Annotated in this window: 21 protein-coding genes, 1 tRNA gene and 1 riboswitch; of the genes, 1 reads left to right on the top strand and 21 read right to left on the bottom strand. The window is 72.9% G+C overall.

Translation table 11 applies throughout. The annotated features are described in order from the left end of the window. Nucleotides 1-43: 43 nt before the first annotated feature. The 10 genes from ACXNSR_RS31945 to ACXNSR_RS31900 form a co-directional block, all read right to left on the bottom strand. A tRNA-Pro gene (locus ACXNSR_RS31945) sits at nt 44-117 on the bottom strand. A gap of 116 nt (nt 118-233) precedes the next feature. Beyond that, nucleotides 234-596 (bottom strand): MmcQ/YjbR family DNA-binding protein, encoded by a 363-nt coding sequence (locus ACXNSR_RS31940; RefSeq protein ID WP_458638820.1) that lies wholly within the window; start codon nt 594-596, stop codon nt 234-236. 72 nt (nt 597-668) lie between these two features. Further along, on the bottom strand, nt 669-1,214 hold the full coding sequence (locus ACXNSR_RS31935; protein ID WP_458638819.1) for a GAF domain-containing protein: 546 nt from the start codon (nt 1,212-1,214) through the stop codon (nt 669-671). Beyond that, nucleotides 1,211-1,846: a GTP-binding protein gene (locus ACXNSR_RS31930; protein WP_458638818.1), complete on the bottom strand. Its 636-nt coding sequence runs from the start codon at nt 1,844-1,846 to the stop codon at nt 1,211-1,213. Before ACXNSR_RS31930 ends, ACXNSR_RS31935 begins: the two co-directional genes overlap by 4 nt. Then, complete coding sequence (locus ACXNSR_RS31925; protein WP_458638817.1) at nt 1,824-2,237, bottom strand: DUF742 domain-containing protein; 414 nt, start codon at nt 2,235-2,237, stop codon at nt 1,824-1,826. The genes ACXNSR_RS31930 and ACXNSR_RS31925 overlap by 23 nt, the downstream gene beginning before the upstream one ends. Then, nucleotides 2,234-2,668, bottom strand: a complete 435-nt coding sequence (locus tag ACXNSR_RS31920; RefSeq protein ID WP_458643453.1) for a roadblock/LC7 domain-containing protein — start codon at nt 2,666-2,668, stop codon at nt 2,234-2,236. The genes ACXNSR_RS31925 and ACXNSR_RS31920 overlap by 4 nt, the downstream gene beginning before the upstream one ends. A 38-nt stretch (nt 2,669-2,706) precedes the next feature. Next, nucleotides 2,707-4,581: a sensor histidine kinase gene (locus ACXNSR_RS31915; protein ID WP_458638816.1), complete on the bottom strand. Its 1,875-nt coding sequence runs from the start codon at nt 4,579-4,581 to the stop codon at nt 2,707-2,709. A 359-nt stretch (nt 4,582-4,940) separates the two neighbouring features. After that, on the bottom strand, nt 4,941-6,176 hold the full coding sequence (locus tag ACXNSR_RS31910; RefSeq protein ID WP_458638815.1) for an MBL fold metallo-hydrolase: 1,236 nt from the start codon (nt 6,174-6,176) through the stop codon (nt 4,941-4,943). Nucleotides 6,177-6,274: 98 nt separating this feature from the next. Further along, complete coding sequence (locus ACXNSR_RS31905; RefSeq protein ID WP_458638814.1) at nt 6,275-7,060, bottom strand: SGNH/GDSL hydrolase family protein; 786 nt, start codon at nt 7,058-7,060, stop codon at nt 6,275-6,277. A gap of 163 nt (nt 7,061-7,223) precedes the next feature. Next, a complete protein-coding gene (locus tag ACXNSR_RS31900; RefSeq protein WP_458638813.1) occupies nt 7,224-8,204 on the bottom strand; it encodes a LysM peptidoglycan-binding domain-containing M23 family metallopeptidase in 981 nt (326 codons plus the stop codon). 2 nt (nt 8,205-8,206) lie between these two features. After that, nucleotides 8,207-8,382: riboswitch (cyclic di-AMP (ydaO/yuaA leader) on the bottom strand. A gap of 315 nt (nt 8,383-8,697) precedes the next feature. On the opposite strand from ACXNSR_RS31900, the gene ACXNSR_RS31895 reads away from it, so the two are divergent. Then, nucleotides 8,698-9,489 carry a tyrosine-protein phosphatase gene (locus tag ACXNSR_RS31895; protein WP_458638812.1) on the top strand — a complete coding sequence of 264 codons (792 nt, stop codon included), beginning with the start codon at nt 8,698-8,700 and terminating at the stop codon, nt 9,487-9,489. A 38-nt stretch (nt 9,490-9,527) separates the two neighbouring features. On the opposite strand, the gene ACXNSR_RS31890 is transcribed toward ACXNSR_RS31895, so the two are convergent. The 11 genes from ACXNSR_RS31890 to ACXNSR_RS31840 all read right to left on the bottom strand — a co-directional run bounded on the left by ACXNSR_RS31890 (nt 9,528) and on the right by ACXNSR_RS31840 (nt 22,627). Next, nucleotides 9,528-10,940, bottom strand: coding sequence for an aspartate aminotransferase family protein (locus ACXNSR_RS31890; RefSeq protein ID WP_458638811.1), 1,413 nt, complete (start codon nt 10,938-10,940; stop codon nt 9,528-9,530). Continuing rightward, entirely contained in the window at nt 10,937-11,968 is a 1,032-nt protein-coding gene (hpnH, locus tag ACXNSR_RS31885; RefSeq protein ID WP_458638810.1) for an adenosyl-hopene transferase HpnH, read from the bottom strand. Before hpnH ends, ACXNSR_RS31890 begins: the two co-directional genes overlap by 4 nt. Before the next feature lie 5 nt (nt 11,969-11,973). Next, on the bottom strand, nt 11,974-12,639 hold the full coding sequence (locus tag ACXNSR_RS31880; RefSeq protein ID WP_458638809.1) for a phosphorylase family protein: 666 nt from the start codon (nt 12,637-12,639) through the stop codon (nt 11,974-11,976). After that, complete coding sequence (gene shc / locus ACXNSR_RS31875; protein WP_458638808.1) at nt 12,639-14,927, bottom strand: squalene--hopene cyclase; 2,289 nt, start codon at nt 14,925-14,927, stop codon at nt 12,639-12,641. Before shc ends, ACXNSR_RS31880 begins: the two co-directional genes overlap by 1 nt. A gap of 120 nt (nt 14,928-15,047) precedes the next feature. After that, nucleotides 15,048-16,223, bottom strand: coding sequence for a polyprenyl synthetase family protein (locus tag ACXNSR_RS31870; protein ID WP_458638807.1), 1,176 nt, complete (start codon nt 16,221-16,223; stop codon nt 15,048-15,050). Further along, nucleotides 16,220-17,599: a hydroxysqualene dehydroxylase HpnE gene (gene hpnE, locus ACXNSR_RS31865; protein WP_458638806.1), complete on the bottom strand. Its 1,380-nt coding sequence runs from the start codon at nt 17,597-17,599 to the stop codon at nt 16,220-16,222. Before hpnE ends, ACXNSR_RS31870 begins: the two co-directional genes overlap by 4 nt. 130 nt (nt 17,600-17,729) lie before the next feature. After that, on the bottom strand, nt 17,730-18,692 hold the full coding sequence (hpnD, locus tag ACXNSR_RS31860; protein WP_458638805.1) for a presqualene diphosphate synthase HpnD: 963 nt from the start codon (nt 18,690-18,692) through the stop codon (nt 17,730-17,732). Then, complete coding sequence (gene hpnC / locus ACXNSR_RS31855) at nt 18,689-19,573, bottom strand: squalene synthase HpnC (RefSeq protein WP_458638804.1); 885 nt, start codon at nt 19,571-19,573, stop codon at nt 18,689-18,691. Before hpnC ends, hpnD begins: the two co-directional genes overlap by 4 nt. A gap of 409 nt (nt 19,574-19,982) precedes the next feature. After that, the gene (locus ACXNSR_RS31850) at nt 19,983-20,765 is read right to left on the bottom strand and encodes an ABC transporter ATP-binding protein (RefSeq protein ID WP_329097437.1); all 783 of its coding nucleotides are present in this window, start codon (nt 20,763-20,765) and stop codon (nt 19,983-19,985) included. Then, complete coding sequence (locus ACXNSR_RS31845; RefSeq protein WP_458638803.1) at nt 20,758-21,687, bottom strand: ABC transporter permease; 930 nt, start codon at nt 21,685-21,687, stop codon at nt 20,758-20,760. Before ACXNSR_RS31845 ends, ACXNSR_RS31850 begins: the two co-directional genes overlap by 8 nt. Before the next feature lie 94 nt (nt 21,688-21,781). After that, complete coding sequence (locus ACXNSR_RS31840; RefSeq protein WP_458643452.1) at nt 21,782-22,627, bottom strand: glycosyltransferase family 2 protein; 846 nt, start codon at nt 22,625-22,627, stop codon at nt 21,782-21,784. Nucleotides 22,628-22,651: the final 24 nt, after the last annotated feature.

Below are 22,651 nucleotides of genomic sequence, written 5' to 3'. Positions count from 1 at the left end.
CGGATTGCTCCGGAGCGGCCCTTCGATTCACGACTCTCACGAGTCGGGACGACAGGATTTGAACCTGCGACCCCTTGACCCCCAGTCAAGTGCGCTACCAAGCTGCGCCACGTCCCGATGCGCGCTGACCTGGGGTTTCCCCTGGTTGAACGCGCAGGAGAACGATACCGCACTTCGTGGGGTGGTTGCGCGCACCTTTCCCTCTCCGGGTCCGCGCGGCCGTTCCGCCGCCCTCAGCCCGCGTCCCCGGTCAGCTCGGGATGCGCGGCGATCAGGCGCTTGGGAGCCGCCTGGAGCCACGAATCGGTCAGGATGGAGCGCAGCTCGGCCGCGTCGCGCACGGCCGCGAGCCGGACCCGGATCCAGGCGTAGTTGTCGTCGTGGCCCGCCCGCAGGAAGAACTTCCCGGGCTCCGCCGCGATCAGCTCGGCCCGCTCCTCCTTGGGGCACTTCACCCCGATCGAGGCGTCGTCGTCGGCGAGCGAGACGAAGATCTTTCCGCCCACCCGGAAGGTCGGCATCCCCCAGGCGGGCTTCTCGCTGCTGTCCGGAAGCGACAGCGCGATCAGGCGGACGTCCTGCGCGGTCGTGGCCATCCCCGATTCCCCTCTCCAGCCACCGGTACACCCTTGTCCGACGACCGTAGCCCCGGCCACCGACAGAGCCGCTCACCCGCGCCGGTCCTCCCGCTCGTGCACCAGCGCCACCAGGTCCGCCGCGAGCGCCTTCACGGTGGCGAGTCCCTCCGTCCCCCACTTCCGGGGCACCACGTCCGCCGCGCACACCGTGCCCAGGACGATCCCGCGCCGGTCCGTGAGCGGCGCGCCCGCGTAGGAGCGCACCCCGCTGCCGTCCACCACCGCGTTGCCGGCGAAGCGCGCGAAGTCCCGCACGTCCTCCAGTACCAGCGCCCGCCGCCGCACCACGACGTGCGGGCAGTAGCCGTGGTCGAGGGCCAGCACCCGCGCCGGGTACCCGCTCGCCGGGGCCTCGGCGGCGTGGTGCAGTCCGGCGAAGAACTGCCGTTCCTCGCCGATGAAGTTCACCCCCGCGTACGGCGCTCCGAGCGCGTCGGCGGCGCGCCTCGCGAAGGCGTCCAGTTCGGCGTCCGTACGCTCCCCCAGGCCCAGCTCGCGGAGCCGGACGGCACGTGCGGGTGCCTCCCGGTCCACCGGCGTGAGCAGCAGGTGTCCGTTCGATTCGTAGTACGTCATGGCGGTTCCCCCGACTCCGAAGACGAAGAGCTGGCCGTGGACATGCAGAGCAGGTGCCGGACGAGGGCGGCCAGCGCCCCCGTCCCGGAGCTCGCCAGGCGCGCGTCGCACCGGACGACGGGCACCTCGGGCCCGATCCCGACCGCCTCGCGGACCTCGTCGGGCCCGTAGCGGTGGGCGCCGTCGAACTCGTTGACGGCGACGATGAAGCCGATTCCGCGCCGCTCGAAGAAGTCCACGGCGGGGAAGCAGTCGGCCAGGCGGCGGGTGTCGGCGAGCACCACCGCCCCGAGCGCGCCCGCGCACAGCTCCTCCCAGAGGAACCAGAAGCGGTGCTGGCCCGGGGTACCGAAGAGGTAGAGCACGTGGCGCTCGTCCAGGGTGATCCGGCCGAAGTCGAGCGCGACGGTCGTCGTGGTCTTCTCCCGGACGCCGTGCAGCGGGTCGCGGCCCGCGCCGAGTCCGCTGACCAGCTCCTCCGTGCTCAGCGGCTCGATCTCGCTCACCGCGCCCACGAACGTGGTCTTGCCCGCCCCGAACCCGCCCGCGACCAGGATCTTCAGGGTCGCGGGCGGAGCCCCGGCCCCGGCAGGGGCAGGGGCCGGGGTGTCACAGTCGTTTGCGCAGGCCATCGAGCACCGCCAGGAGCAGGGACCGGTCGTCGGCGGCGAACGAACTCCCGCCCGGGAACCGCGGCGCCTGCGCCATGACGGCCCCGTGTTCCATCAGATCGGACAGCAGCACCTTCACCACGACGGCGGGCAGCCGCAGCTGCCCGGCCACCTCGGCGACGGTGACGGTGGTGGCGCCCGCGCACATCCGCAGGGCGAGCGCGTGCTCCGCCCCGAGCGGGACGTGCGGCCGCACCCCGGTCGCGCTCACCAGCGAGAGCAGGTCGAGCGCGAAGCCCGGCCTGGTCCGCCCCCCGCTGGCGGTGTACGGGCGCATCACGCGGCCCGCCGTGTCGTCGAGCCACGGCGTGTCCCGCCCCTTCGCGTACGCCCCCGTCCCGCGGGTCCTCATCGCTCCGCGTCGGCGACGGGCCGCCGCGGCGGGGCCGCGAGGTACGGACGTACGCTCTTGACCAGCATCGCCATCTCGTAGCCGAGCACGCCGGCATCGGCCTCCCGGTCGGCGAGGACGGCCAGGCAGGTTCCGGATCCGGCAGCGGAGACAAAGACGAGCGCGCTGTCGAGTTCGACCACGACCTGCCGCACCTCGGCGCCGGCCGCGAAGCGGGCTCCGGCGCTGCGGCCCAGGGAGTACAGCCCGGAGGCGAGGGCGGCCATGTGGTCGGCGCTGTCGGCGTCCATCCCGTGCACGCAGGTCACGAGCCCGTCGGCGGTGAGGAGTACGGCGCTCCGCGTGTACGGCACGCGCTGCACCAGGCCGCTGAGCAGCCAGTCGAGGTCAGAGAGCCGGACGCCGGTCTGCGTCGCCACTTCGCCGCCCATGGGGGTGCGCTCCTTGCTGCTGGGGTGAGGGGTCGGGGTCATACCTGGTTCTCCGACTGGGCCAGGCCGAAGCCCCGTTGGAAGGCGGCCATCAGGCCGGGGTCGTGCACCGGCTGCTCGGGGTCCGGGGCCCGCCGGGGGGCGGGGGCCTCGCGCAGCTGGGGCGCGAGGTGCTCCTGGGCGCGGCGCCGGGGCAGCCGCGGCCGGTCGCCCCCGGCGGGCGCGCCGGGTACGGGATCGGCGGCGAGTGCCGGTTCGGGTGCGGGCGCCGACCAGGCCACCGCCCCGTCCGGTGGACCCGGCACGGGACCGACCCGGGGATCGGCGGCCGGCGCCGACCAGGCGACCGCTCCGGGCCCGTCCGTCTCCGCGGACCCGGACCGGGGTGCGGGCAGGGTCGCGGGACGGGGCTGGGGCCGGTGCTCGGGCCGGGGCCGGGGCACGGGCCGGGAGGCCGGTTCGGACGGGCTCGCCGCTCCGGGTCCCGGCCGCGTACCGGTGGTGGCGGCGGGCACGGGGACGGGGTCGTGCACGGGGTGCGGCTCGGGGGCGCCGGGGGCCGCGGCCACCGGGCCCCCGGCTGCGCGCCGGGTTTCCGGCGGGGGCGTCGGCAGGGGCACCCGTACGGGCTCCAGCGGCGGCGGCACGGCCGAGCCCTGCCCGGTACCCCACGAGGTGGCGCGTGAGCCGCCAGCGGCGTCGGCCGCACCGGGTGCCTCCGCACCCAGCAGTTCCTGCGGCAGCACCAGCACGGCGAGCACGCCGCCGTAGATGTTGGACTTGAGCTCGACGGCGATCCCGTGCCGGCGGGCCAGCGCCGACACCACGAACAGGCCGATCCGGCCGTCCGCCAGCAGGTGCCGGACGCTGATCTGGTCCGGGTCGGCGAGCAGGGCGTTCATCCGGTGCTGTTCCTCGGCCGGCATGCCGAGTCCCCGGTCCTCCACCTCGACGGCGATCCCGGCGGTGACCCGCTCGGCGCGCAGCACCACATCGGTGTCGGGGGCGGAGAAGACCGTGGCGTTCTCGACGAGTTCGGCGAGCAGGTGCACCACGTCCGCGACGGCGTGCCCGCGGACGCTGCCGCCGACCGGGGGCACGACCTTGACCCGGGTGTACTGCTCGACCTCCGCGACCGAGGAGCGGAGCACCTCGCTGAGGTCGATGGGCCGGGTCCACTGCCGGCGGGACGCGGCGCCGCCCAGTACGGCGAGGTTCTCCGCGTGCCGGCGGATGCGGGTGGCGAGGTGGTCTACGTGGAAGAGCTCCTTGAGCAGGTCCGGGTCCTCGACCGTGTCCTCCAGGTCGTCGAGCAGCGAGATCTCGCGGTGCACGAGGGACTGGAGCCGGCGCGCCAGGTTGACGAAGACCTCGACCTTGCGCTCGCTGTCGGTCGGGGCGGCCGGTCCGGCCAGCCGCAGGAGGGTCGTGTGCGCCTGTTCCCGGGCACCCCTCAGCTCCTGGGAGAGCAGCCAGAACTCGTCCATCCCGGCCGGATCCGCGCCGGGCAGCGGCGAGCTCGGTCCTCCGCGCACCGGGCGGGGCGGGGTCTCGCCCCGTTCCAGCCGGTCGGCGGCCGTGCGCAGTTCGCCCCGGCCGCGCACGCTGGAACGGCGCAGCGCCTCGCACCGGTCCCGTACGGCCTTGGCGGCGCGCTGGGCCCCGAGCAGGGCGGCGGCGAGGGCGCCGACCACGAGGAGGGCGCAGCCGGTGAGCACCGGCCACAGCCGGGCGTCGCGGTCGCCTGCTCCCCCGCCGAGCTGCAGGGTGAAGATGACCGCGGCGGCGCCGCTGAGCCCGGCGGCGAGCGTGGGCAGCAGGGCGGCGCGCACCAGCTGGGGCCTTATCTGCCGGGCGGGACCGGTGGTGGCCTGTCTCGACGGGGCATGGCGGGCGGTGCGGAGTCCGGACATGTGGGCGTCCTCGGTACGTGGGGCCCGGCCCCCAGCGTTCCCGGGGCCCGGTGTTGATCACCGGATACCCACGCTAGACCCCATCGCAGCACCCCGGACCGCCAGTTGGCCAACTTCGCGGGGGTGCTTCCCGCTCCCGGTGGAGCGCTCGTACAGCAGCCCGATTGCGCCGGTCGGACCCCGAGCACCGCCCCGGCGACGACCTCTCGCCCGGTGGCGGCGGTCGCCGGAGCGTCGTCGCCATCGCCCTGCGGGCTCCGGACCCGGAGGACCCCCGCGGGTACGTCCGGCGGGGGCCCTTCCGTGTGTCCGGGGGCGGCCGGGCCGGCGACGGCCGGTTCCCGCCCGGATCCCGTGCGTTACGAGCCGACGGACTCCGACTTCTCCTGACCGTCGACGGCCGCGGCCTTCACCCGGGCAGGAGCCGCCGCGCCCGCCCCGAGCGGCGGCACGGACGCACGGCCGCCCGGGGGGCCGCCGGCCGCCGCTCCGGCGACGAAGGGCCGCCACCACGGTGCGGTGGGCGCGTCCGCCGAGCCGGGCTCGAAGGGCTGCCCCGGGATGGGGAGCGCGATGGCGGCGCCCGCGCCCTCGGATGCGGCCAGCGTGCCCTCGCCCGGCTCGTCCCACGGGTGCAGGGCCAGGTTGAAGGTGCCCCAGTGGATGGGGAGCATGGTGCCGCGGGGGGTGCCGCCCTGGAGGTCGAGGTGGGCGCGCATGCCTTCCTCGGGCGTCATGTGGATGTCGGGCCAGTACTCCGAGTAGGCGCCGATCTGGATCATGGTGGCGTCGAAGGGCCCGTGCGCGGCGCCGATCTCCTCGAAGCCCGGGAAGTAGCCGGTGTCCCCGCTGTGGAAGATCCGGTGCTCGTCGCCCGCGACGACCCAGGACGCCCACAGGGTGTGCTGCTGGTTGCGCAGGCCGCGGCCGCAGAAGTGCCGGGCGGGGGTGGCCGTGAGCGAGAGGCCGGCGATCTCGGTGCTCTCGTTCCAGTCCAGCTCGCGCAGCCGGCCGGCCGGTACGCCCCAGCGCTCCAGGTGCGCGCCGACGCCCAGCGGGACGGCGAAGACCGTGTCCGTACCGGCCAGCGCCTTGATCGTCGGCAGGTCGAGGTGGTCGTAGTGGTCGTGCGAGATGACCACGACGTCGACCGTGCCCAGCGAGGCCAGCGGGACCGGTACGGGGTGCAGCCGCTTGGGGCCGGCGAAGGGGAAGGGGGAGCACCGCTCGCCCCACACCGGGTCGAACAGCACCCGGCGCCCGTCGATCTCCGCGAGCACGCTGGAGTGCCCCATCCAGGTCAGCCGGAGCCCGCTCACGGGCGGCTTCGCCAGGTCCGCGAGGGTCGTCGGGTGGACCGGGATGGGCGCGGCGGGGCTGCGCCGCACCCGCTGCTCCCGGTGGAAGTAGATCTTGGCGAACTCGGCCATCGACCCCGAGGGCCTGTTCCGGGCCCCGACCGGGTTCTGGAAGACGCCGTCGGCGAAGTTCGGCGAGCGGCGGATCCGCTCCAGCCGGGCACCGGACGGGTCCGCGCCGAAGGCTTCGGGCCGCAGGGCACGGAGCCGCGGACGCAGGGGACGGGAGCCGGTCAAAGCGCCTCCAGGGAGGATGGGGTCAGGACGGTCGTCGCTCTACGACCATCCCAACGCACACCGGCCCCGAAGGATTCCGCTTCCGGCTCCCGTGCCTGCTACAGAGGCAGCAGGTCCGGACGCTTCGCCTCCACGTGGTCCCCGGAGGACTCCCCGCGCAGCCGCCGGCCGATCCACGGCACGAGGTGCTCGCGTGCCCACTGGATGTTGTCCCGGGTCACGTCCACCGAGCCGCGCGGCCGCTCCGGGGGCCACGGCTGGTCGGGGTCGGCCGGCACGTCGAGCCCGAGCACCTGCGCGGCGCGCAGCGCGACCCGCGTGTGCCCCTCGGGCGAGAGGTGCAGCCGGTCCGTGTCCCAGGCGCGCCGGTCCTGTACGGACTTCAGCGACCAGAGGTCGAGCACCGGGCAGTCGTAGCGGTCGGCGATGGCGCGGACGTGCGCGCTGTACGTCGCCACCTTGCCGCGCAGGTGCTTGAGCACCGGTACGCCCCGGGTGTCGAAGCCCGTGGTGATCATGACCTGGCCCACGGCCCCGGTGAGGTCGGCCACGGCCGCCTCGAACCGCTCCGCCACGTCGTCCGGGTCGGTCCCGGGACGGATGATGTCGTTGCCGCCCGCGCAGAAGGTCACCAGGTCCGGCGCGAGGGCCTTGGCTCTGGGGAGCTGGTCGGCCACGATCTGGTCGAGGAGCTTCCCCCGCACCGCCAGATTCGCATACCGGAAGTCATGCTCTTCGCGCTGATCGGCCAGGAGCACGGCGAGCCGGTCCGCCCAGCCGAGAAATGAATCCCCGGGTCCCGGGTCCCCCACGCCCTCGGTGAAGCTGTCCCCGATCGCCGCGTACGAGCCGATGGTCTTGAGTTTCGTCGTCGTCGCTGCCACGAGAACCCATACTTCACTCCCGTAACCAACCTACGCCAACGTAATGAGGGGTTGACGGACCGTGATCTATACCACGCGGGGGATAAGGAATAAGTACACGTGGGGCCGGGACCCCCCTCGGGTCCCGGCCCCACGCGTGTCGGTGCTCCTGCGGCGGGTGCCGTCAGAGGCTCGCGCCCTTGGAGCGGAGGTAGGCGATCGGGTCCATGTCCGAGCCGTAGGACGGGGTCGTACGGATCTCGAAGTGGAGGTGCGGGCCGGTCGAGTTGCCGGTGGAGCCGGAGAGGCCGATGGCCTGCCCGGCGGTGACGCTCTGGCCGGAGGAGACGGAGAGCTGGGACAGGTGGGCGTACTGGGAGTACTTGCCGTCCGCGTGCCGGATCACGATCTCGTTGCCGTACGAGCCGCTCCAGCCGGCCGAGACCACGGTGCCCGCACCGACGGCCTTGACGGTGGTGCCCATGGCGGCGATGAAGTCGACGCCGGTGTGGTAGCCGGAGGACCACATGGCGCCCGCGACCTTGTACTGGGTGGAGATGCCGCCGCCGACCGGGGCCACGAAGCCGCCCGCGGACTGCGGCGCGGCGGCCGGAGCCTCGGCCCGGGGCTCGGCCTGCACCTCGGCCCGGGGCTCGGCGGCGGACTCCCGCTGCGCGGGGGCGGCCGCCCGGGGCCGCTCGCGGACCGGCTTCGCGTCGGCCTCGGGGGCCGGGGCGGCCTCGGCCTCGGCCTCGGCCTCGGCCTCGGCCGGAGCCGCTTCGCCGGGACCGCCGAGGGTCAGCTTCAGGCCCGGGTGGATCAGCGACGGGTTGGCCCCGACGGCCTCGCGGTTGTCGGCGTAGAGCCGCTCCCAGCCGCCGGACAGGTGGCGCTCGGCGGCGATCTTGGAGAGGTAGTCGCCCGGCACGACGGTGTAGACGGTCGGCGCGGCCTGCACGGCGGCGACCGGGGCCTGCGGGGCGGCGGGGGCCTGCGGGGCCACCGCGGGGGTCGCCGCGGCCGCGGTGGCCGGGGCGCCGGCCGCCTGGGCGCCGGCGGCACCGATCAGCGGCAGAGCGAGGGCCGCGCCACCGGTTCCGGCGACGGCGAAACCGCGGGAAAGGGAAAGGGACTTGGGACGGCGGTGCTTACCCTTTGCAGGCATGACGAATTCCTCTCCGGCGCCTGCGAGGTGAGCTGTCGGGTTCGGACTGGAGATGTCCGGCCGTACGTGTACGGGACACGCACGACTTCACCCCGAGCCGTCCCGGCGAAATGATCTCCGGGTCGGCGGCTTACCTGGTTCCCCCGCTCCTGCCGCGCGAATAGGTCGGATGCGGTTTCCGGGAGGCGGCAGGATTTGGCGGTCCACCCGGATCGATCGCGAAGGTAATCCCTTGCGGACGCACGGAACAAGCCGTGAATTCCCTGACGGAATAACAGGAGTGAGGGACCGCCGGAATTACCGTCACACTCCGTCCATTCCGCACCCCCAACGACCGCCCCGACGGGGCCATTCGCCTTTAGTGATCAGGCACTCACGGTCACCGTATGATCTGGCTCACGGGGACGTGCCCGATCTCGCCTCCGGATATGGCAAGTTGGCGCCAAGCAGTGCAATTCGGACAGAAGGCCCAGGATATGGCGGAGGAGTTGCTTTGACCCAGCAGATACAGGAGCCGGAGCTGTCCGGAGTGCGCAATTTCCGCGATGTGGGCGGATTGCCTACCTCTGACGGACGAACGGTCAGGCCGGGACGACTGTTCCGAAGCGGACATCTCGCACATGCCACCGAAAGCGATACAGAGTTCCTCGCCTCGCTCGGTCTCCACACCATCTTCGACTTCCGCAACGCCGCCGACCACGCGCTCGAGGGGCCCGACGTCGAACTGTCCGGCGTCCGGAACGTCAACATCCCGCTCTCCGACCCGGCCGACGGGCGGGAGTTCTGGCGGCTGGTCCGCGACGGCGACCTCGCGCAGCTGCGCGAGCTACTGGGCGAGGGCAGGGCCGCCGCCCGGATGTCGAACTCGTACCGCGGGATCATCCGGCAGCGCACCGCCGAGCACAGCCGGGTCGTGCACGCCCTCGCCGAGGACAGCGTCCCCGCACTGATGCACTGCGCGGCCGGCAAGGACCGGGCCGGCCTGTCGATCGCCGTCACCCTGCTCGCGCTGGGCGTCGAGCGGGAGGCGATCGTGGCGGACTACCTGGAGTCCAACGCCCCGCACCGCCGCTACCGCGTGCGCCGCACCGACGAGTCGGAGGGCGCCCGCTCCCCCGAGGTGATGGAGCTGCTCGCGCCGCTCTTCGACGCCCGCGCCGAGTACCTGGTGGCCGCATTCGACACCATCGACGAGCTCTGGGGCGGGGTGGACCGCTACCTGGCGGAGGGCCTCGGGCTGACGCCCGAGACCCTCGACCGGCTGCGGGACCGGCTGCTGGTCTGACGCGGCGGGGGCCGGTTCCCCACGGGGTGGGCGGGCCGTCAGCGCGTGGCGACGGCCTGCTTCACCAGCGTCCTGCCGAAGTCCCAGATCAGCCCGGACCCGCCGTGCGCCTCGTCCATGACCTCGCGGAAGGCCCCGACGAACCGGTCCACGTCCGCCTCGTCGACGATCAGCGGCGGGATCAGTTTGATCACCTCCAGGTGGTCCCCGGAGACCTGGGTGAGGATCCGGTGCTTCTGCAGCAGCGGCACCACGACCATCTGCGCGAAGAGCCCCTTTCGGGCCGCCTGCAGCATGGTCCACCGGCTGCGCAGGCCCAGCGAGGACGGCCGGCCGAACTCGATGCCGATCATCAGCCCGCGCCCCCGCACCTCGTGCAGCAGCTCGTACTCCCCCACCAGCACGGCGAGCCGTCCGCGCAGCAGGTCGCCCATGGCCCGTGCGTTGGCCACGACCTCCTCGTCCTCCATGACGGACAGCACCGCGAGGCCCGCCGCCATGGCCTGGGCGTTGGAACCGAAGCTGGCGGAGTGCACGAGCACCCGGTCCATGGACGAGTAGACCTTCTTGAAGATCCAGTCCTTGCCCAGGGTGGCGCCGACCGGCACGTAGCCGCCCGACAGCGCCTTCGCCACGCACACCAGGTCCGGTTCCACGCCCGGCTCGTGCTGGTAGGCGTAGAAGTCCCCGGTACGTCCGAGGCCGGTCTGCACCTCGTCCGCGATCAGCAGCGCCCCCCGCCGGTGCAGCATCTCCTGTGCGGCGAGCAGGAATCCGGGCGGGGCGGCCAGGACCCCCTTGCCCTGGATCGGCTCCACGACGAAGGCGGCCACGTCCCCGCGCCCGAGCTCGCGCTCCAGCGCCGCGAGGTCCCCGAGCGCGATCCTCGTGTCGGGGAGCAGCGGTGCGAAGCCGTCGCGGAAGCCGCCCTCCCCGTTCACCGAGAGGGAGCCCGCGGTGAGCCCGTGGAAGGCGTGGTCGCAGTAGAGGATCCTGGGGCGCCCGGTGGCGTACCGGGCGAACTTCAGGGCCGTCTCCACCGCCTCGGTGCCGCTGTTGCCGAAGAAGACCCGGTCCAGGTGCGGGCTGTACGAGAGCAGTTTCTCGGCCAGCAGACCGGGCAGCGGCTGGCAGTCGAACCGGGTCAGGTCGGCGAGCTGGGCGTCCAGGACGTCGTGCAGGGCGCGGCGGACGACCGGGTGGTGCCGGCCCAGGCCCATCACCCCGAACCCGGCCAGCATGTCCAGGTAGTCGTTGCCCTCCGCGTCCCAGAAGTGGGCCCCTTGGGCCCGCTCGTAGACCTTGTCGAAGCCGATGGTGTGCAGCATGCGGGGCAGCTGGTGGTTCAGGTGCCGGGCGTGCAGCTCGTAGCGCTCGGCGCCGCGCTCGGCCAGCAGGGCGCCGAGGTCGAAGCCCCGGCCGCCCCCTTCCTCCCGTGGCCGCCCGGTCATGCCGACTTGTCCCGGTTGCTGGCGACCGTCTCGCGGGCCGCGCGCAGGGACTCCTTGAGGGAGCCCATGGTGGCGAGGACGGCGGTGGGCTCGTATCCGCAGTGCGCCATGCAGTTCGCGCAGCGCGGGTCCTTTCCGCGGCCGTACTTGTCCCAGTCGGTGTCGTTGATCAGCTCGCGGTACGTCGGTACGTAGCCGTCGCTCATCAGATAGCAGGGGCGTTGCCAGCCGAAGAGTGAGTAATTCGGAATGGCCCAGGCCGTGCAGGGGAAATCGGCCTTTCCTTCCAGGAAGTCCAGGAAGAGCGGGGAGTGGTTGAGCCGCCAGCGCCGCCGGTTGCCGCCCGCGAAGGCCTTCCTGAACAGTTCCCGGGTCTGTTCGACGCCCAGGAAGTGCTCCTGGTCGGGGGCCTTTTCGTAGGCATAGGCGGGCGAGATCATCATTTCGTCGACCTGGAGGTCGTCATTGAGGTAGTTGAGCACCTCGATGATCGTCTGCGGGGTGTCGGTGTTGAAGAAGGTGGAGTTGGTGGTCACCCGGAAGCCGCGCCTCTTCGCCTCCTTGATGGCGGCGACCGCCTCGTCGAAGACGCCTTCCTTGGCCACCGACTCGTCGTGGCGCTCGCGCAGGCCGTCGATGTGCACGGCGAAGGCGAAATACGGGGAGGGGGTGAACTTCTCGATCTTCTTCCGCAGCAGCATCGCGTTGGTGCAGAGGAACACGTACTTCCGCCTCGCCACCAACTGCCGGACGATCTCGTGGATCTGCGGGTGCATCAAGGGCTCGCCGCCCGCGATGGACACCATGGGCGCACCGGACTCCAGCACGGCGCCGACCGCCTGGGCGACCGGCATGCGCTGCTTGAGCACCCCGGCCGGATGCTGGATCTTCCCGCACCCCTCACAGGCCAGGTTGCAGGCGTAGAGCGGTTCCAGTTCGACGATCAGCGGGAACTTCTCGCGCTTGCGGAGCTTCTGTTCGAGAAGATACGTCCCGACCCTGATGGACTGGCGCAGCGGCATGGCCATCTGGCTCACCTCCTGGGGAGCAGCAACGAACGGTGCCATTCATGAAACGCGGGCAGTACGGCACGCAGGACACGGAAGGCCGATATTCCCCCGCGTACCGTGCCGATACGGACGAGCTCGTGCTCCGGAGCGTCCACGATCACCCGGACGGCCGCAACCGGACGGCCGCGGCCCCGGCTGGCGGTCCACAGGGTGGCCGCGGACTCCATGTCGACCGCGATGGCGCCGGTGGCGCGCAGGTGCGCGCGCTCCTGGCCGCGGACGACGTGGTCGGACCCGGTCAGCGTGCCGCGGTGGACGGTCCGGCCCGGTACGGCCCGGGCCAGCGCCTCGGCGAGCAGGGCGCTGCCGGTGCAGGTGACGGTCCCCAGCGGGTCCCGGGTCTCCTCGGCGACGACGAGGTCCCCCGGGTGCATGCCGGGGACGAGTCCGGCGCAGAACCCGGTGGCGAGGACGGCGGCGAGGCCCATTCCCGGCCGGTCCAGTGCCCGGCCGACGGCCCGCTCGGCCGCGCGCGGGCCCATCCCGGTGCGCAGCAGGACGTGCCCGCCGGCCGGGCCGCGTCCGGGGCCGCGGCAGGTGCTGCGCAGCGCCGCCTGCTCGATGCGCAGCGCGCAGGCCACCAGCAGCGGGTCGGGGCCGCGGTCCCGGTCCCGGTCGGCGGCGGGCATCACGCCTCCCCGGCCGCTGCCGGGTGCGCCGCGGCAGGGGCGAACGGTTCCCCGTACAGGTAGCGGCCGAGGGCGGTGAGCGGGAACACCTGCCGGTACAGGTGGTAGTTGATGGAGAAGTCCCAGGGGAAGCCGGTGCCGGTGAAGTACGGCTCGTCCCAGGTGCCGTCCTCCCGCTGGGTCTCCACCAGGTGGGCGATGCCCCGCTCCACGGCCTTGCCCTCGCGCTCACCTGCCGACAGCAGGGCCATCAGCGCCCAGGCGGTCTGCGAGGCGGTGGAGGCGCCCTTCCCGGCCCAGGACGGGTCCTTGTAGGAGCGCTGGTCCTCGCCCCACCCGCCGTCCTCGTTCTGTACGGATTCCAGCCAGCGCACGGCCCGCCGGATCGCGGGGTGCCCCGGGGGGATCCCGGCGGCGGCGAGGGCCGGGACCACCGAACCGGTGCCGTAGACGTAGTTGGTGCCCCAGCGGCCGAACCAGCTGCCGCTCGCCTCCTGTTCCTGCAGCAGCCAGGCGATGCCGCGCCGGGTCCGGGCGTCTCCCGCGCGGCCCTCGAAGGCGAGCATCTCCACCACGTGGGCGGTGACGTCGGCCGAGGGCGGGTCGATGACCTCGCCGAAGTCGCAGAAGGGCAGCTTGTTCGGCAGGGGGCTGGTGTTGTCGGCGTCGAAGGCGCCCCACGCCCCGTTCCTCGACTGCATGCCGAGGTTCCAGGACACCCCGCGGGCGATGGCCGCCTCGACCCGGGCCGGGTCCGGGTGCTTGATCCGGCGCAGGGCGAGGACCACCTCGGCCGTGTCGTCGATGTCGGGGTAGGTGTCGTTGTGGAACTCGAACGCCCAGCCGCCGGGGGCGAGACCGGGCCGGCGCACGGCCCAGTCGCCCGTGCGGACGATCTCCTCGCCGAGCATCCAGTCGGCCGCCTTGACCAGCGCCGGGTGGTCGGGGCGCAGGCCCGCGTCGGCCAGGGCGATCGCGGCGAGGCAGGTGTCCCACACCGGGGACTGACAGGCCTCGATCATCCGGGCGCCGTCCGCGCGCCATACGGCGAACCGCTCCAGGGACTCCAGTCCGGCGCGCATCACCGGATGCCCGAGGTCGTAGCCGAGCAGGTGCAGGGCGATGACCGAGTACACGGCGGGCGGCTGGATCCCGCCCCAGCAGCCGTCGTTCTCCTGGCGTTCGACGATCCAGCGGCCGGCGGTGGCCATCGCGGCCCTGCGCAGCCGGCGCGGGGCGAACCGCCGGTAGACGTGCAGGGCCTTGTCCATCCGCTGGAAGGCACCGTCCCAGCTGGTCAGCGGGGCGAGCCTGCGGGCGGGGTGGGGCGTGCGGGCGTCGGTGTGCAGCTCGTCGAGGGTGAAGGGGGCCGGGCGGACCGGGCGCAGGGCGGAGACCACGGTCAGCGGGACGATGGTCTGGCGGGCCCAGCAGCCGAAGTCGTAGATGTTCAGGGGCACCCAGGGCGGCAGGAAGACCAGCTCGGGCGGGAGTTCGGGCAGGTGGTCCCAGTTCCACCAGCCGAAGAGGGCCAGCCAGATCCGGGTGAAGACGCGGGCGGCGGCGATCCCGCCGTGGGCCCGGATCCAGGCCGAGGCACGGCTCATGTGCGGGGCGTCGGGCGCGTCCCCGGCGAGGCGCAGCGCGACGTAGGCCTCGATGGTGGCGGACAGTTCGGGCGGTCCGCCGTGGAAGGTGGCCCAGGTGCCGTCCTGGCGCTGTTCGCCGCGGATGAAGAGGGCGGCGGCCTGGGTGGTGGCCTCGTCCAGGATCCCGAGGAACTGCCGCAGCAGCAGGTCCTCCGCGTCCATGGTGACGTTGGTCTCCAGGTCGCCCTTCCACCAGCCCTCGGGGTCCTGGCGGTCCAGCAGGTTGCGGGTGGCGCGCGCGGCGGCCTCGTACACCCCCGGCCGGGTGCCGTCCGGGGGCCGGGGCAGGTCCGCGGTGAGGGCGTGGCCGCCGCGGCCGGTGTGCGGCGCGGGCGGGCCGCCGGGCTTCGCCGTGGGCGTCATCGTGGCCACGCCCTGCCGGCCTGCGGGCGGGGCCGACGGCACCGGTTCGGCCGTCGGCGGGGCGCAGCGGGCGCCGTGCGCGCCGGCCGTGCCCGGGGGGCCGTACTCGGCCCGCGGGCCTGCCCGGCCCGCACGGGACGGGGCGGGCGGACCCGGTTCCGCGGCCGGACCACGGGCACGCCCCACGCCGGCGCCCGCCGGGAAGCCCTGGGCCCCCGGGGTGGATTCGCTGCCGGCGCCGGCGCCCTCGGCGCTGCCGTCGGTCGTCGCTGTCATGGCTTCCCCTTAGAACAGTGTCCTGTGCTGTGCTGGGGTCTGCCGTCGGCCGGTGCGCGCCACGCTCAGGTGGCGGCGCCGGCCGGCGACTCGCGATTCATATCCGCTGTCGGGTGGCGGTCACCTCTTGCGCACGACGACGAAGTCGGCGAGGTCCACGAGCTGCTCGCGCACCCGCTGCGGCATGTCGACGTCGTCCAGGGCCCGGATCGCGACGGCGTGCTGGCGGCGTGCCTCGTCCGCGGTCCACTGGCGGCCGCCGGCCTCCTCGATGAGGGCCGCGCGGGCCGCGAACTCCTCCTCCGAGAAGTTCTCGAAGTCGCTGCTCTTCGCGTCGGCGGCGAGGAGTTCGGCGAGCTGCTCGGAGGCCTCACCGCCGGCGGCGAGGGCGGCGACCACCGGCAGGGACTTCTTGCGCTGGCGCAGGTCGCTCCAGGTCTGCTTGCCGGTGGACTCAGGGTCGCCCCAGATGCCGAGCAGGTCGTCGACGGCCTGGAAGGCGAGGCCGAGGTGGTAGCCGTACTCCTCCAGCTTGTCGGCCGTACGGTCGTCCGCGCCGCCGAGCACGGCGCCGATGGAGACCGCGCAGGCGAGCAGGGCGCCGGTCTTGTTGCCCTCCATCTCCAGGCACTCCTCGACGCTGACGCGCTCGCGGTGCTCGTAGGAGATGTCCTGGGCCTGGCCGTCGATGAGCTTGCGGCTGGCGGTGGTCAGGCGGCGGGTGGCGCGGCCCGCCTCGACGGTGCCGAGTTCCAGCAGGACCTCGTTGGCGAGGGCGAAGAGGGCGTCGCCGACCAGGATGGCCTGCGCCGGTCCGTGCACCTTCCACACGGTGTCGCGGTGGCGGCGCTGCTCGTCGCCGTCCATCAGGTCGTCGTGGAGCAGGGAGAAGTTGTGCACGAGCTCGACGGCGACGGCGCCGGGGATCCCGACCTCCGGCGCGGCGCCCGCGGCCTCCGCGGAGAGCAGCGCGAGGGCGGGGCGCACGGCCTTGCCGCCGTCGCCGTCCGCCACGTTGCCCTGGGCGTCGATCCAGCCGAAGTGGTAGGCGGCGACGGTGTCCATGGGCGCGGCGAGCCGGTCCACGGCCGCGCGGAGCGCGGGGGTGGACATCGTACGGCCGCGTTCCAGGAGGGCGACGGTGTCGGCCTTCTCCACGCCGCTTCCGGCTGTGCCCGCACTGGCATCCGTGTTCTCGACAGCCGGATTCCCCGGGTTCACTGGCTCTCCTCTTGTTCCTGTACGTGCTGTGCTCGTGGTGCTGGTGGTGCCGGTGCTGCTGATGGTGCTCGTCATGCCGCCTCCTGCAGAGGGTGTTCGCGGTGGCGGCCGAGCGCGGCGAGTGCGGCCTGGGCCGCACTCAGTCCGCTCCGGACGGCGCTCTCCATGGTCGCGGGCCAGCCCGTGGCAGTCCACGCACCGGCGAGGTAGAGCCCCGGCGTGTCGGTGCGCGCCCCGGGGCGCAGCCGGCCGACGCCGGGGGTGGGGGCGAAGGTGGCCGTCCGCTCCCGGGTGACGAAGAAGTCCCGTACCTTCGCGTCGCGCGCGGCGGGCAGCAGCCGCTCCAGCTCGGGCAGGTACTTGGCGCGCAGGACCGAGACGGGCTCGTCGATGTCGTCCTGGGCGACGGACTGGGACAGGGCCAGGTACTGGCCGCCGTCGGGGAGTCCGGAGGATTCCGTGCGGTCGAAGACCCACTGGACCGGGGAGCCCAGGGCCGCGAAGAAGGGCTGCTTGAGCACCTTGCGGTCGTAGACCACGTGGACGTTGAGGATGGGCGCGGTGCCGATGTCCAGGAGTCTGTCCCGGTCGGGGAGTGCGTCGGCGGGCAGCAGTCCGTGCGCCTCGCGCTGCGGGACGGCGAGGACGACGGTGCCCGCCTCCAGGGACTCCTCCTCGGTGTCGATCCGCCACGCCCCCTCGGACATACGGGAGATGTCCGTGACGCGGGCGCGCAGCTCGGTGCGCACACCGGCCGCGTCCAGCGCCTTGCGGGCGAGGGTGTCGTGCAGATCGCCCAGCGGTACCCGGGCCCAGCCGATGTCGGCGGCGCCCTTCTCGGAGAGCAGGCCGGTCTTGAAGACCATGGCGGCCAGGCCCAGCGAGGACTGCTCGGCGGTGGCGTTCAGGGTGGCGATGCCTACCAGGTCCCAGAGGGCCTCGATCGTCCGGGCGGACTGCCCGTAGCGGCCGAGCCAGGTCGCGAAGTCCACGCCGTCCAGCGCCGGGTCGGCGGGGTCCAGGCGGCGCAGCGCGAGGGCGGCGCGGCCGACGCTCAGCCGTTCGGCGAGGGAGAGGTGCGGGTAGCGGGCGAGCGCTCCGGCCAGGTGCAGGGGCACGGGCAGGGCGCTGCGGCGCAGCCGGCCCAGGCGTGGTCCCCCGGGGCGGGCGACGTCCAGGACGGGGACGTCGAGCCGGTCCTGCAGCGGCGCGAGCGCGGCACCGTCGATGCGGTCGAGGAACCACCGGTAGGCGGTGCAGCAGCGCAGGTAGACGTGCTGGCCGTTGTCGACCTCGAGGTCGCCGCGCTTGAAGGAGAAGGCCAGGCCGCCGAGCCGGGGGCGGCCCTCCAGGAGGGTGACGCGCAGCCCGGCGTCGGCGAGTTCGAGGGCGGTGGTGACTCCGGCGAGTCCGCCGCCCACGACGACGGCGTGCTGTTCGAATCCGGTCATGAGCCCTCCCCCGCGGTGACTTCGTGGCCGGAGCCCGCCGGATGAGACGCGGCGGCCGCCGCGGTGGTTGCACGGGCGCGGTCCCCGCCGGGACGGCCCACCGCCCGCGGAGGGCGGCTGGTCGTGGCCATCAGGCTCGCCTCCGGGTGTTCTGGCGGGAGACGGTCCGCGCGTCGAGACCGGACAGGCCGCGCACGGCGACGTACGCCTTCTCGTGCGGCGGCAGCGACACGCGGCCGCGCAGCACCGCCTCCGGCTCCCGCTCGATGCGGTCCAGCAGGCGCCGGTAGATGCCGGCCATGGCGGCCACGCAGGCGCCGCTGCGCCGGTCGAGCATCGGCAGCAGCCGGTAGCCCTCGGCGAACAGGGCGCGGGCGCGGCGGACTTCGTGGTGGACGAGCCCGGCGAAGTCGGCGCCGGCGGGCATCCGGTCGCTGTGGAAGCCTTCCTCGCAGCCGAACTTGGCGAGGTCCTCGGCGGGCAGGTAGGTGCGCCCGTTCCCGGCGTCCTCGCGAACGTCCCGGAGGATGTTGGTGAGTTGCAGGGCGAGGCCGAGGGTGTCGGCGTACTCCCCGGCCCGCGCGGCGTCGGCCGCCGCGAGGCCCGGGCCGTTCACCGTGCCGAAGACGCCGAGCGAGAGCCGCCCGATGGCCCCGGCCACGCAGCGGCAGTAGGTCCTGAGGTCGTCCCAGGTCTCGTAGGTCTCGCCGCGGACGTCCATCAGGACCCCGTCGATGAGCTCGTCGAGGCCGCCGAGCGGGATCGGGAAGCGGCGCGCGGCGTGCGCGAGGGCGACGGCGACCGGGTCGGTGTCGTCCTCGTCGACCTCCTCGGCGAGGATCCGCCCGAGCAGGGCGCGGGTCTCCTCCAGCCGGGCGAACTTGGCCTCGGGGGCCAGCGTGCCGTCTCCGATGTCGTCGACCCGCCGCGAGAAGGCGTACAGCGCGGACATCGCCTGCCGCTTGTCGGTCGGCAGCAGCCGGATGCCGTAGGCGAAGTTGCGTGCCTGTGAACCGGTGACGGCCTCGCAGTAGCTGTAGGCGGCCTGGACCGGTGCGGACACGTGTGTGGGGCCCTCCACGGTCGGGCTCACCCCTTTCTCGGCGCTGTGCGCAGGACGGCGGCCACCTCGCGGAGCAGGCCGCTCTTGGTGGGCTTGGGCGGGCCGGGGAGTACGTCGAAACCGGCGGCGGTGACGGCTCGCAGAGCCGCACGCCCCCCTCCGACGAAGCCCGCGAGCAGCAGCCGGAGTCGGCCGTGCACGCTGCCCACGAGCGGGGTGCCCTCGTCCAGCAGCTCGCGTGCGCGCTCGGCCTCGAACGCGATCAGGGAGCGTACGGACGCCCCGGCGGACGGGGCCGCGAGCTCCGCCTCGGTCACGTGGAAGCGGCGCAGGTCCTCGGCGGGCAGGTAGATCCGGTCGCGGCCGAGGTCCTCGGCGACGTCCTGGACGTGTTCGACGATCTGCAGGGCGGTGCAGACGGCGTCGGACCGGCGGATCCGTTCGGGGGTGCTCGTGCCGGTGAGGGAGAGCACCAGGCGGCCGACCGGGTTCGCGGACAGCTCGCAGTAGCCGGCCAGGTCGGCGTACGTCCCGTAGCGCGCGACCTTCTGGTCCTGGCGGTTGGCCTCGATCAGGGCGAGGAACGGCTCGGGGGTCAGGCCGTGGGCGCGGACGACGGGCCGCAGGGCCTGCAGCAGCGGGTGCCGGGGCGCGCCGCCGGCGGCGCCGAACACGCGCATCAGGTCGGCTTCGAGGGCGTCGAGCATGGCGGGCCGGTCGTCGACCGCGGCGGGGTCGAGACCGAGGAGTACGGCGTCGTGTCCGCCGGGGGCGAGGTCGCCGTCGCCGATGTCGTCGACGAGGCGGGCGTACCCGTAGACGGCCGTCAGCCCGTCGCGCCAGGCACGGGGCAGGAACACGGGGGCGACGGGGAAGTTCTCCGCCGCCGCCTTGTCGAGCGTGGCACTCACGTGGACCGTGTCGGCCGGGGGTCGGATGCCGTGCCCCGGGGTCACCGCCCGCCGCCCGGGGCGGGGACGGCCGTCGTGCCTGGGGGCCGGAGAATTCCCGTAGCCATTGCCGTCACATCTCCCGTTCTACACTGCCGACCCATTACATCCTATTTCGGACACGCCGCCGGGGGATTCCCCGGGCTGCCCCAAGACCCTTCACCTGCGGGGAATCGTCCCCTCTTGCCGCGATTGGGGACCGCCTCAGCTTACGCTGTAGAACGTCGCGGAGCCCGCCCGGGTATTCGCTCCGCCACCGAATGTCGCCGCGAAATGCGAGAACACGATTGAGGCCCCCGCCGCGCTGAGCGGCGGGGGCCTTCGGGTGAAGCGGAAAAGCGCCGGAAGAGGGCGCCGCGCGACCCGGAGGTCAGCCGTTGGTGGCCTTCTCGTATGCCGAGACGACTTCGTCGGTGGGCCCGTCCATCAGGAGCTCGCCCTTCTCCAGCCACAGCACCCGGTCACAGGTGTCACGGATGGACTTGTTGTTGTGGCTCACCAGGAAGACCGTGCCGGCCTTCTGCCGCAGTTCGCGGATCCGGTCCTCCGAACGCACCTGGAAGCTGCGGTCACCGGTGGCCAGGGCTTCGTCGATCATCAGGACGTCGTGGTCCTTGGCCGCCGCGATGGAGAAGCGCAGGCGCGCCGCCATACCCGAGGAATAGGTGCGCATCGGCAGGGAGATGAAGTCGCCCTTCTCGTTGATGCCCGAGAAGTCGACGATGCTCTGGTAACGCTGCTTGATCTGCTCGCGGCTCATGCCCATCGCGAGACCGCCGAGAACGACGTTGCGCTCGCCGGTGAGGTCGTTCATCAGGGCCGCGTTGACACCCAGCAGCGAGGGCTGGCCGTCGGTGTAGACCTTGCCCTCCTCGCAGGGCAGCAGGCCCGCGATGGCGCGCAGCAGGGTGGACTTGCCGGAGCCGTTGGAGCCGATGAGGCCGATCGCCTCGCCGCGGTAGGCGGTGAAGGAGACACCGCGCACGGCGTGTACGCGCCGGACGCCCGGGGCGTCGCCCTTCTTCCGGCGGACTATCTTGCTGAGCGCGGCGGTGGCCGCGCCCTTGCCGCTGCTGCCGGTGTTGACCCGGTAGACGATGTGGACGCCGTCCGCGATCACGGTGGGGACGCGCCCCTGGGTGTTGTCAGCCACGGCCGTAACGCTCCTCGGACTTCCAGAAGTACACGAAGCCGCCGAGGCCGATCACCACGGCCCAGCCCACGGCGAAGGCCCACACGTGCGGGGGCAGGTTGTCGGCGGTGTAGTCGTTGATCAGGGCGAACCGGATGAGGTCCATGTAGATCGCGATCGGGTTCCACAGCAGCAGATCGCTGATCCACTGCGGCTGTTCCTTGAGGTAGACCCCGATGGGGAACATGACGCCGGAGGCGTACATCCAGGTCCGCATCACGAACGGCATCAGCTGCGCCAGGTCAGGGGTCTTGGAACCCGCCCGCGCGAAGATCATGGCCAGACCGGTGTTGAACACGAACTGGAGCGCCAGCGTCGGGATCACCAGGAGCCAGGAGAGCTTCGGGTAGTTCCCGAAGCACATGGCGATGACGAAGACGACGATCATCGAGTACAGCAGCTGGCCGAGCTGCTGGAGCGAGAAGGACACCGGCAGGGAGGCGCGCGGGAAGTGCAGCGCCCGGACCAGGCCGAGGTTGCCCGAGATCGCCCGGACGCCCGCCATCAGCGAACTCTGGGTGAAGGTGAAAACGAAGATGCCCACCACCAGGAACGGGATGTAGACGTCCTTGGGCATCTCCCGGCCCGCTTTGAGGATCAGGCCGAAGATCAGCCAGTAGACGACCGCGTTGAGCAGCGGGGTCGCCACTTGCCAGACCTGGCCGAGCTTCGCCTGGCTGTACTGCGAGACCAGCTTGGCCCTGGAGAAGGCCATGATGAAGTGGCGCCGGCCCCAGAGCTGCCGCACGTACTCGCCGAGGCCCGGCCGGGCGCCGCTGACCGACAGGCCGTACTTCCTGGCGAGCTCCGCGGGGCTCAGCCCCGCGTCGTCGGACAGCGGCCTGCTCGTGGCGAGGGCGCCGTCGTGGGTTGTGTCACTCACAAGTTGAAACTTTCGTCTTCAAGATGCGGCCAGGTGGGCATCAGGCTGGTGGCTCGAGGCCCGTGATCGCGTCATGTTCCCAGACGCGGGCTGGTCAGATGACAGGAGGTCGGCCCAGCCGGGTCAACCGCCAGACCGTTCGCCATCTCATCGGGCGGCGGGGTCCGCAGGGAGTGGTCCATCCCTCCCGGAAACCACCGAACCAGGCCTTGAGCGCGGGAGCCGACGGCCTGCGCACGAGCGTCAGCAGGAGCCAGACGCCCAGGTAGACCGGAACCAGCGGGGCGGGCAGGTTGCGGCGGGCGAGCCACACCCGGTTACGAGCAACCATACGGTGGTAGACCGCGTGCCGGGAGGGGGCAGTTGTCGGGTGCAGCAGCACCATGTCCGACCGGTAGTCGATCAGCCACCCTGCGTCGAGCGCCCGCCAGGCCAGATCGGTCTCCTCGTGCGCGTAGAAGAACTCCCCCGGCAGCGCTCCGACCTGCTCGAACACCGTCGTGCGGACAGCGTTGGCGCCGCCCAGGAAGGTGGTCACGCGGGAGGAGCGCATCGGGTCGGAGGCGCGCAGCCGCGGCACGTGCCGGCGCTGGGTCTCACCGGTCTCCGGATCGGCGATCCGGAAGCTGATGATCCCGAGCGCGGGGTCCTCGGCGAAGGCCTGGCGGCACAGCTCGGCGGTGTCGGTGCGCTCCAGCAGACCGTCGTCGTCCAGGAAGAGCAGCACGTCCACGTCGCGGCCACCGGGGCCGAAGGCCTCGATGCCGACGTTGCGCCCGCCCGGGATGCCCAGGTTCTCGGGCAGGTCGATGCTGCGGACGCCCTCGGGCAGACCGGTGACCTTAACGCCCTGGCCCACGACGACCACGTCGACGGGGGCTCCGTCCTGGCGGGCCACCGAGTCGAGGAGCGCCTTGAGCTCGTCGGGCCGGTTGCCCATGGTGATGATCACGGCGCCCAGCCG

It is taken from the genome of Streptomyces sp. NC-S4 (assembly GCF_054353315.1).
The sequence above is the reverse complement of the archived record's forward strand: the minus strand, read 5'-3'. Positions and strand labels throughout refer to the sequence as shown.

Bases quoted from the DNA above. Each gene is read 5' to 3' on its own strand.
- ACXNSR_RS31940 (WP_458638820.1), bottom strand. From the start codon at position 596: ATGGCCACGACCGCGCAGGACGTCCGCCTGATCGCGCTGTCGCTTCCG.
- ACXNSR_RS31935 (WP_458638819.1), bottom strand. From the start codon at position 1,214: ATGACGTACTACGAATCGAACGGACACCTGCTGCTCACGCCGGTGGAC.
- ACXNSR_RS31930 (WP_458638818.1), bottom strand. From the start codon at position 1,846: ATGGCCTGCGCAAACGACTGTGACACCCCGGCCCCTGCCCCTGCCGGG.
- ACXNSR_RS31925 (WP_458638817.1), bottom strand. From the start codon at position 2,237: ATGAGGACCCGCGGGACGGGGGCGTACGCGAAGGGGCGGGACACGCCG.
- ACXNSR_RS31920 (WP_458643453.1), bottom strand. From the start codon at position 2,668: ATGGGCGGCGAAGTGGCGACGCAGACCGGCGTCCGGCTCTCTGACCTC.
- ACXNSR_RS31915 (WP_458638816.1), bottom strand. From the start codon at position 4,581: ATGTCCGGACTCCGCACCGCCCGCCATGCCCCGTCGAGACAGGCCACC.
- ACXNSR_RS31900 (WP_458638813.1), bottom strand. From the start codon at position 8,204: ATGCCTGCAAAGGGTAAGCACCGCCGTCCCAAGTCCCTTTCCCTTTCC.
- ACXNSR_RS31890 (WP_458638811.1), bottom strand. From the start codon at position 10,940: ATGACCGGGCGGCCACGGGAGGAAGGGGGCGGCCGGGGCTTCGACCTC.
- hpnH (WP_458638810.1), bottom strand. From the start codon at position 11,968: ATGGCCATGCCGCTGCGCCAGTCCATCAGGGTCGGGACGTATCTTCTC.
- ACXNSR_RS31880 (WP_458638809.1), bottom strand. From the start codon at position 12,639: ATGCCCGCCGCCGACCGGGACCGGGACCGCGGCCCCGACCCGCTGCTG.
- shc (WP_458638808.1), bottom strand. From the start codon at position 14,927: ATGACAGCGACGACCGACGGCAGCGCCGAGGGCGCCGGCGCCGGCAGC.
- ACXNSR_RS31870 (WP_458638807.1), bottom strand. From the start codon at position 16,223: ATGACGAGCACCATCAGCAGCACCGGCACCACCAGCACCACGAGCACA.
- hpnE (WP_458638806.1), bottom strand. From the start codon at position 17,599: ATGACCGGATTCGAACAGCACGCCGTCGTCGTGGGCGGCGGACTCGCC.
- ACXNSR_RS31840 (WP_458643452.1), bottom strand. From the start codon at position 22,627: ATGGGCAACCGGCCCGACGAGCTCAAGGCGCTCCTCGACTCGGTGGCC.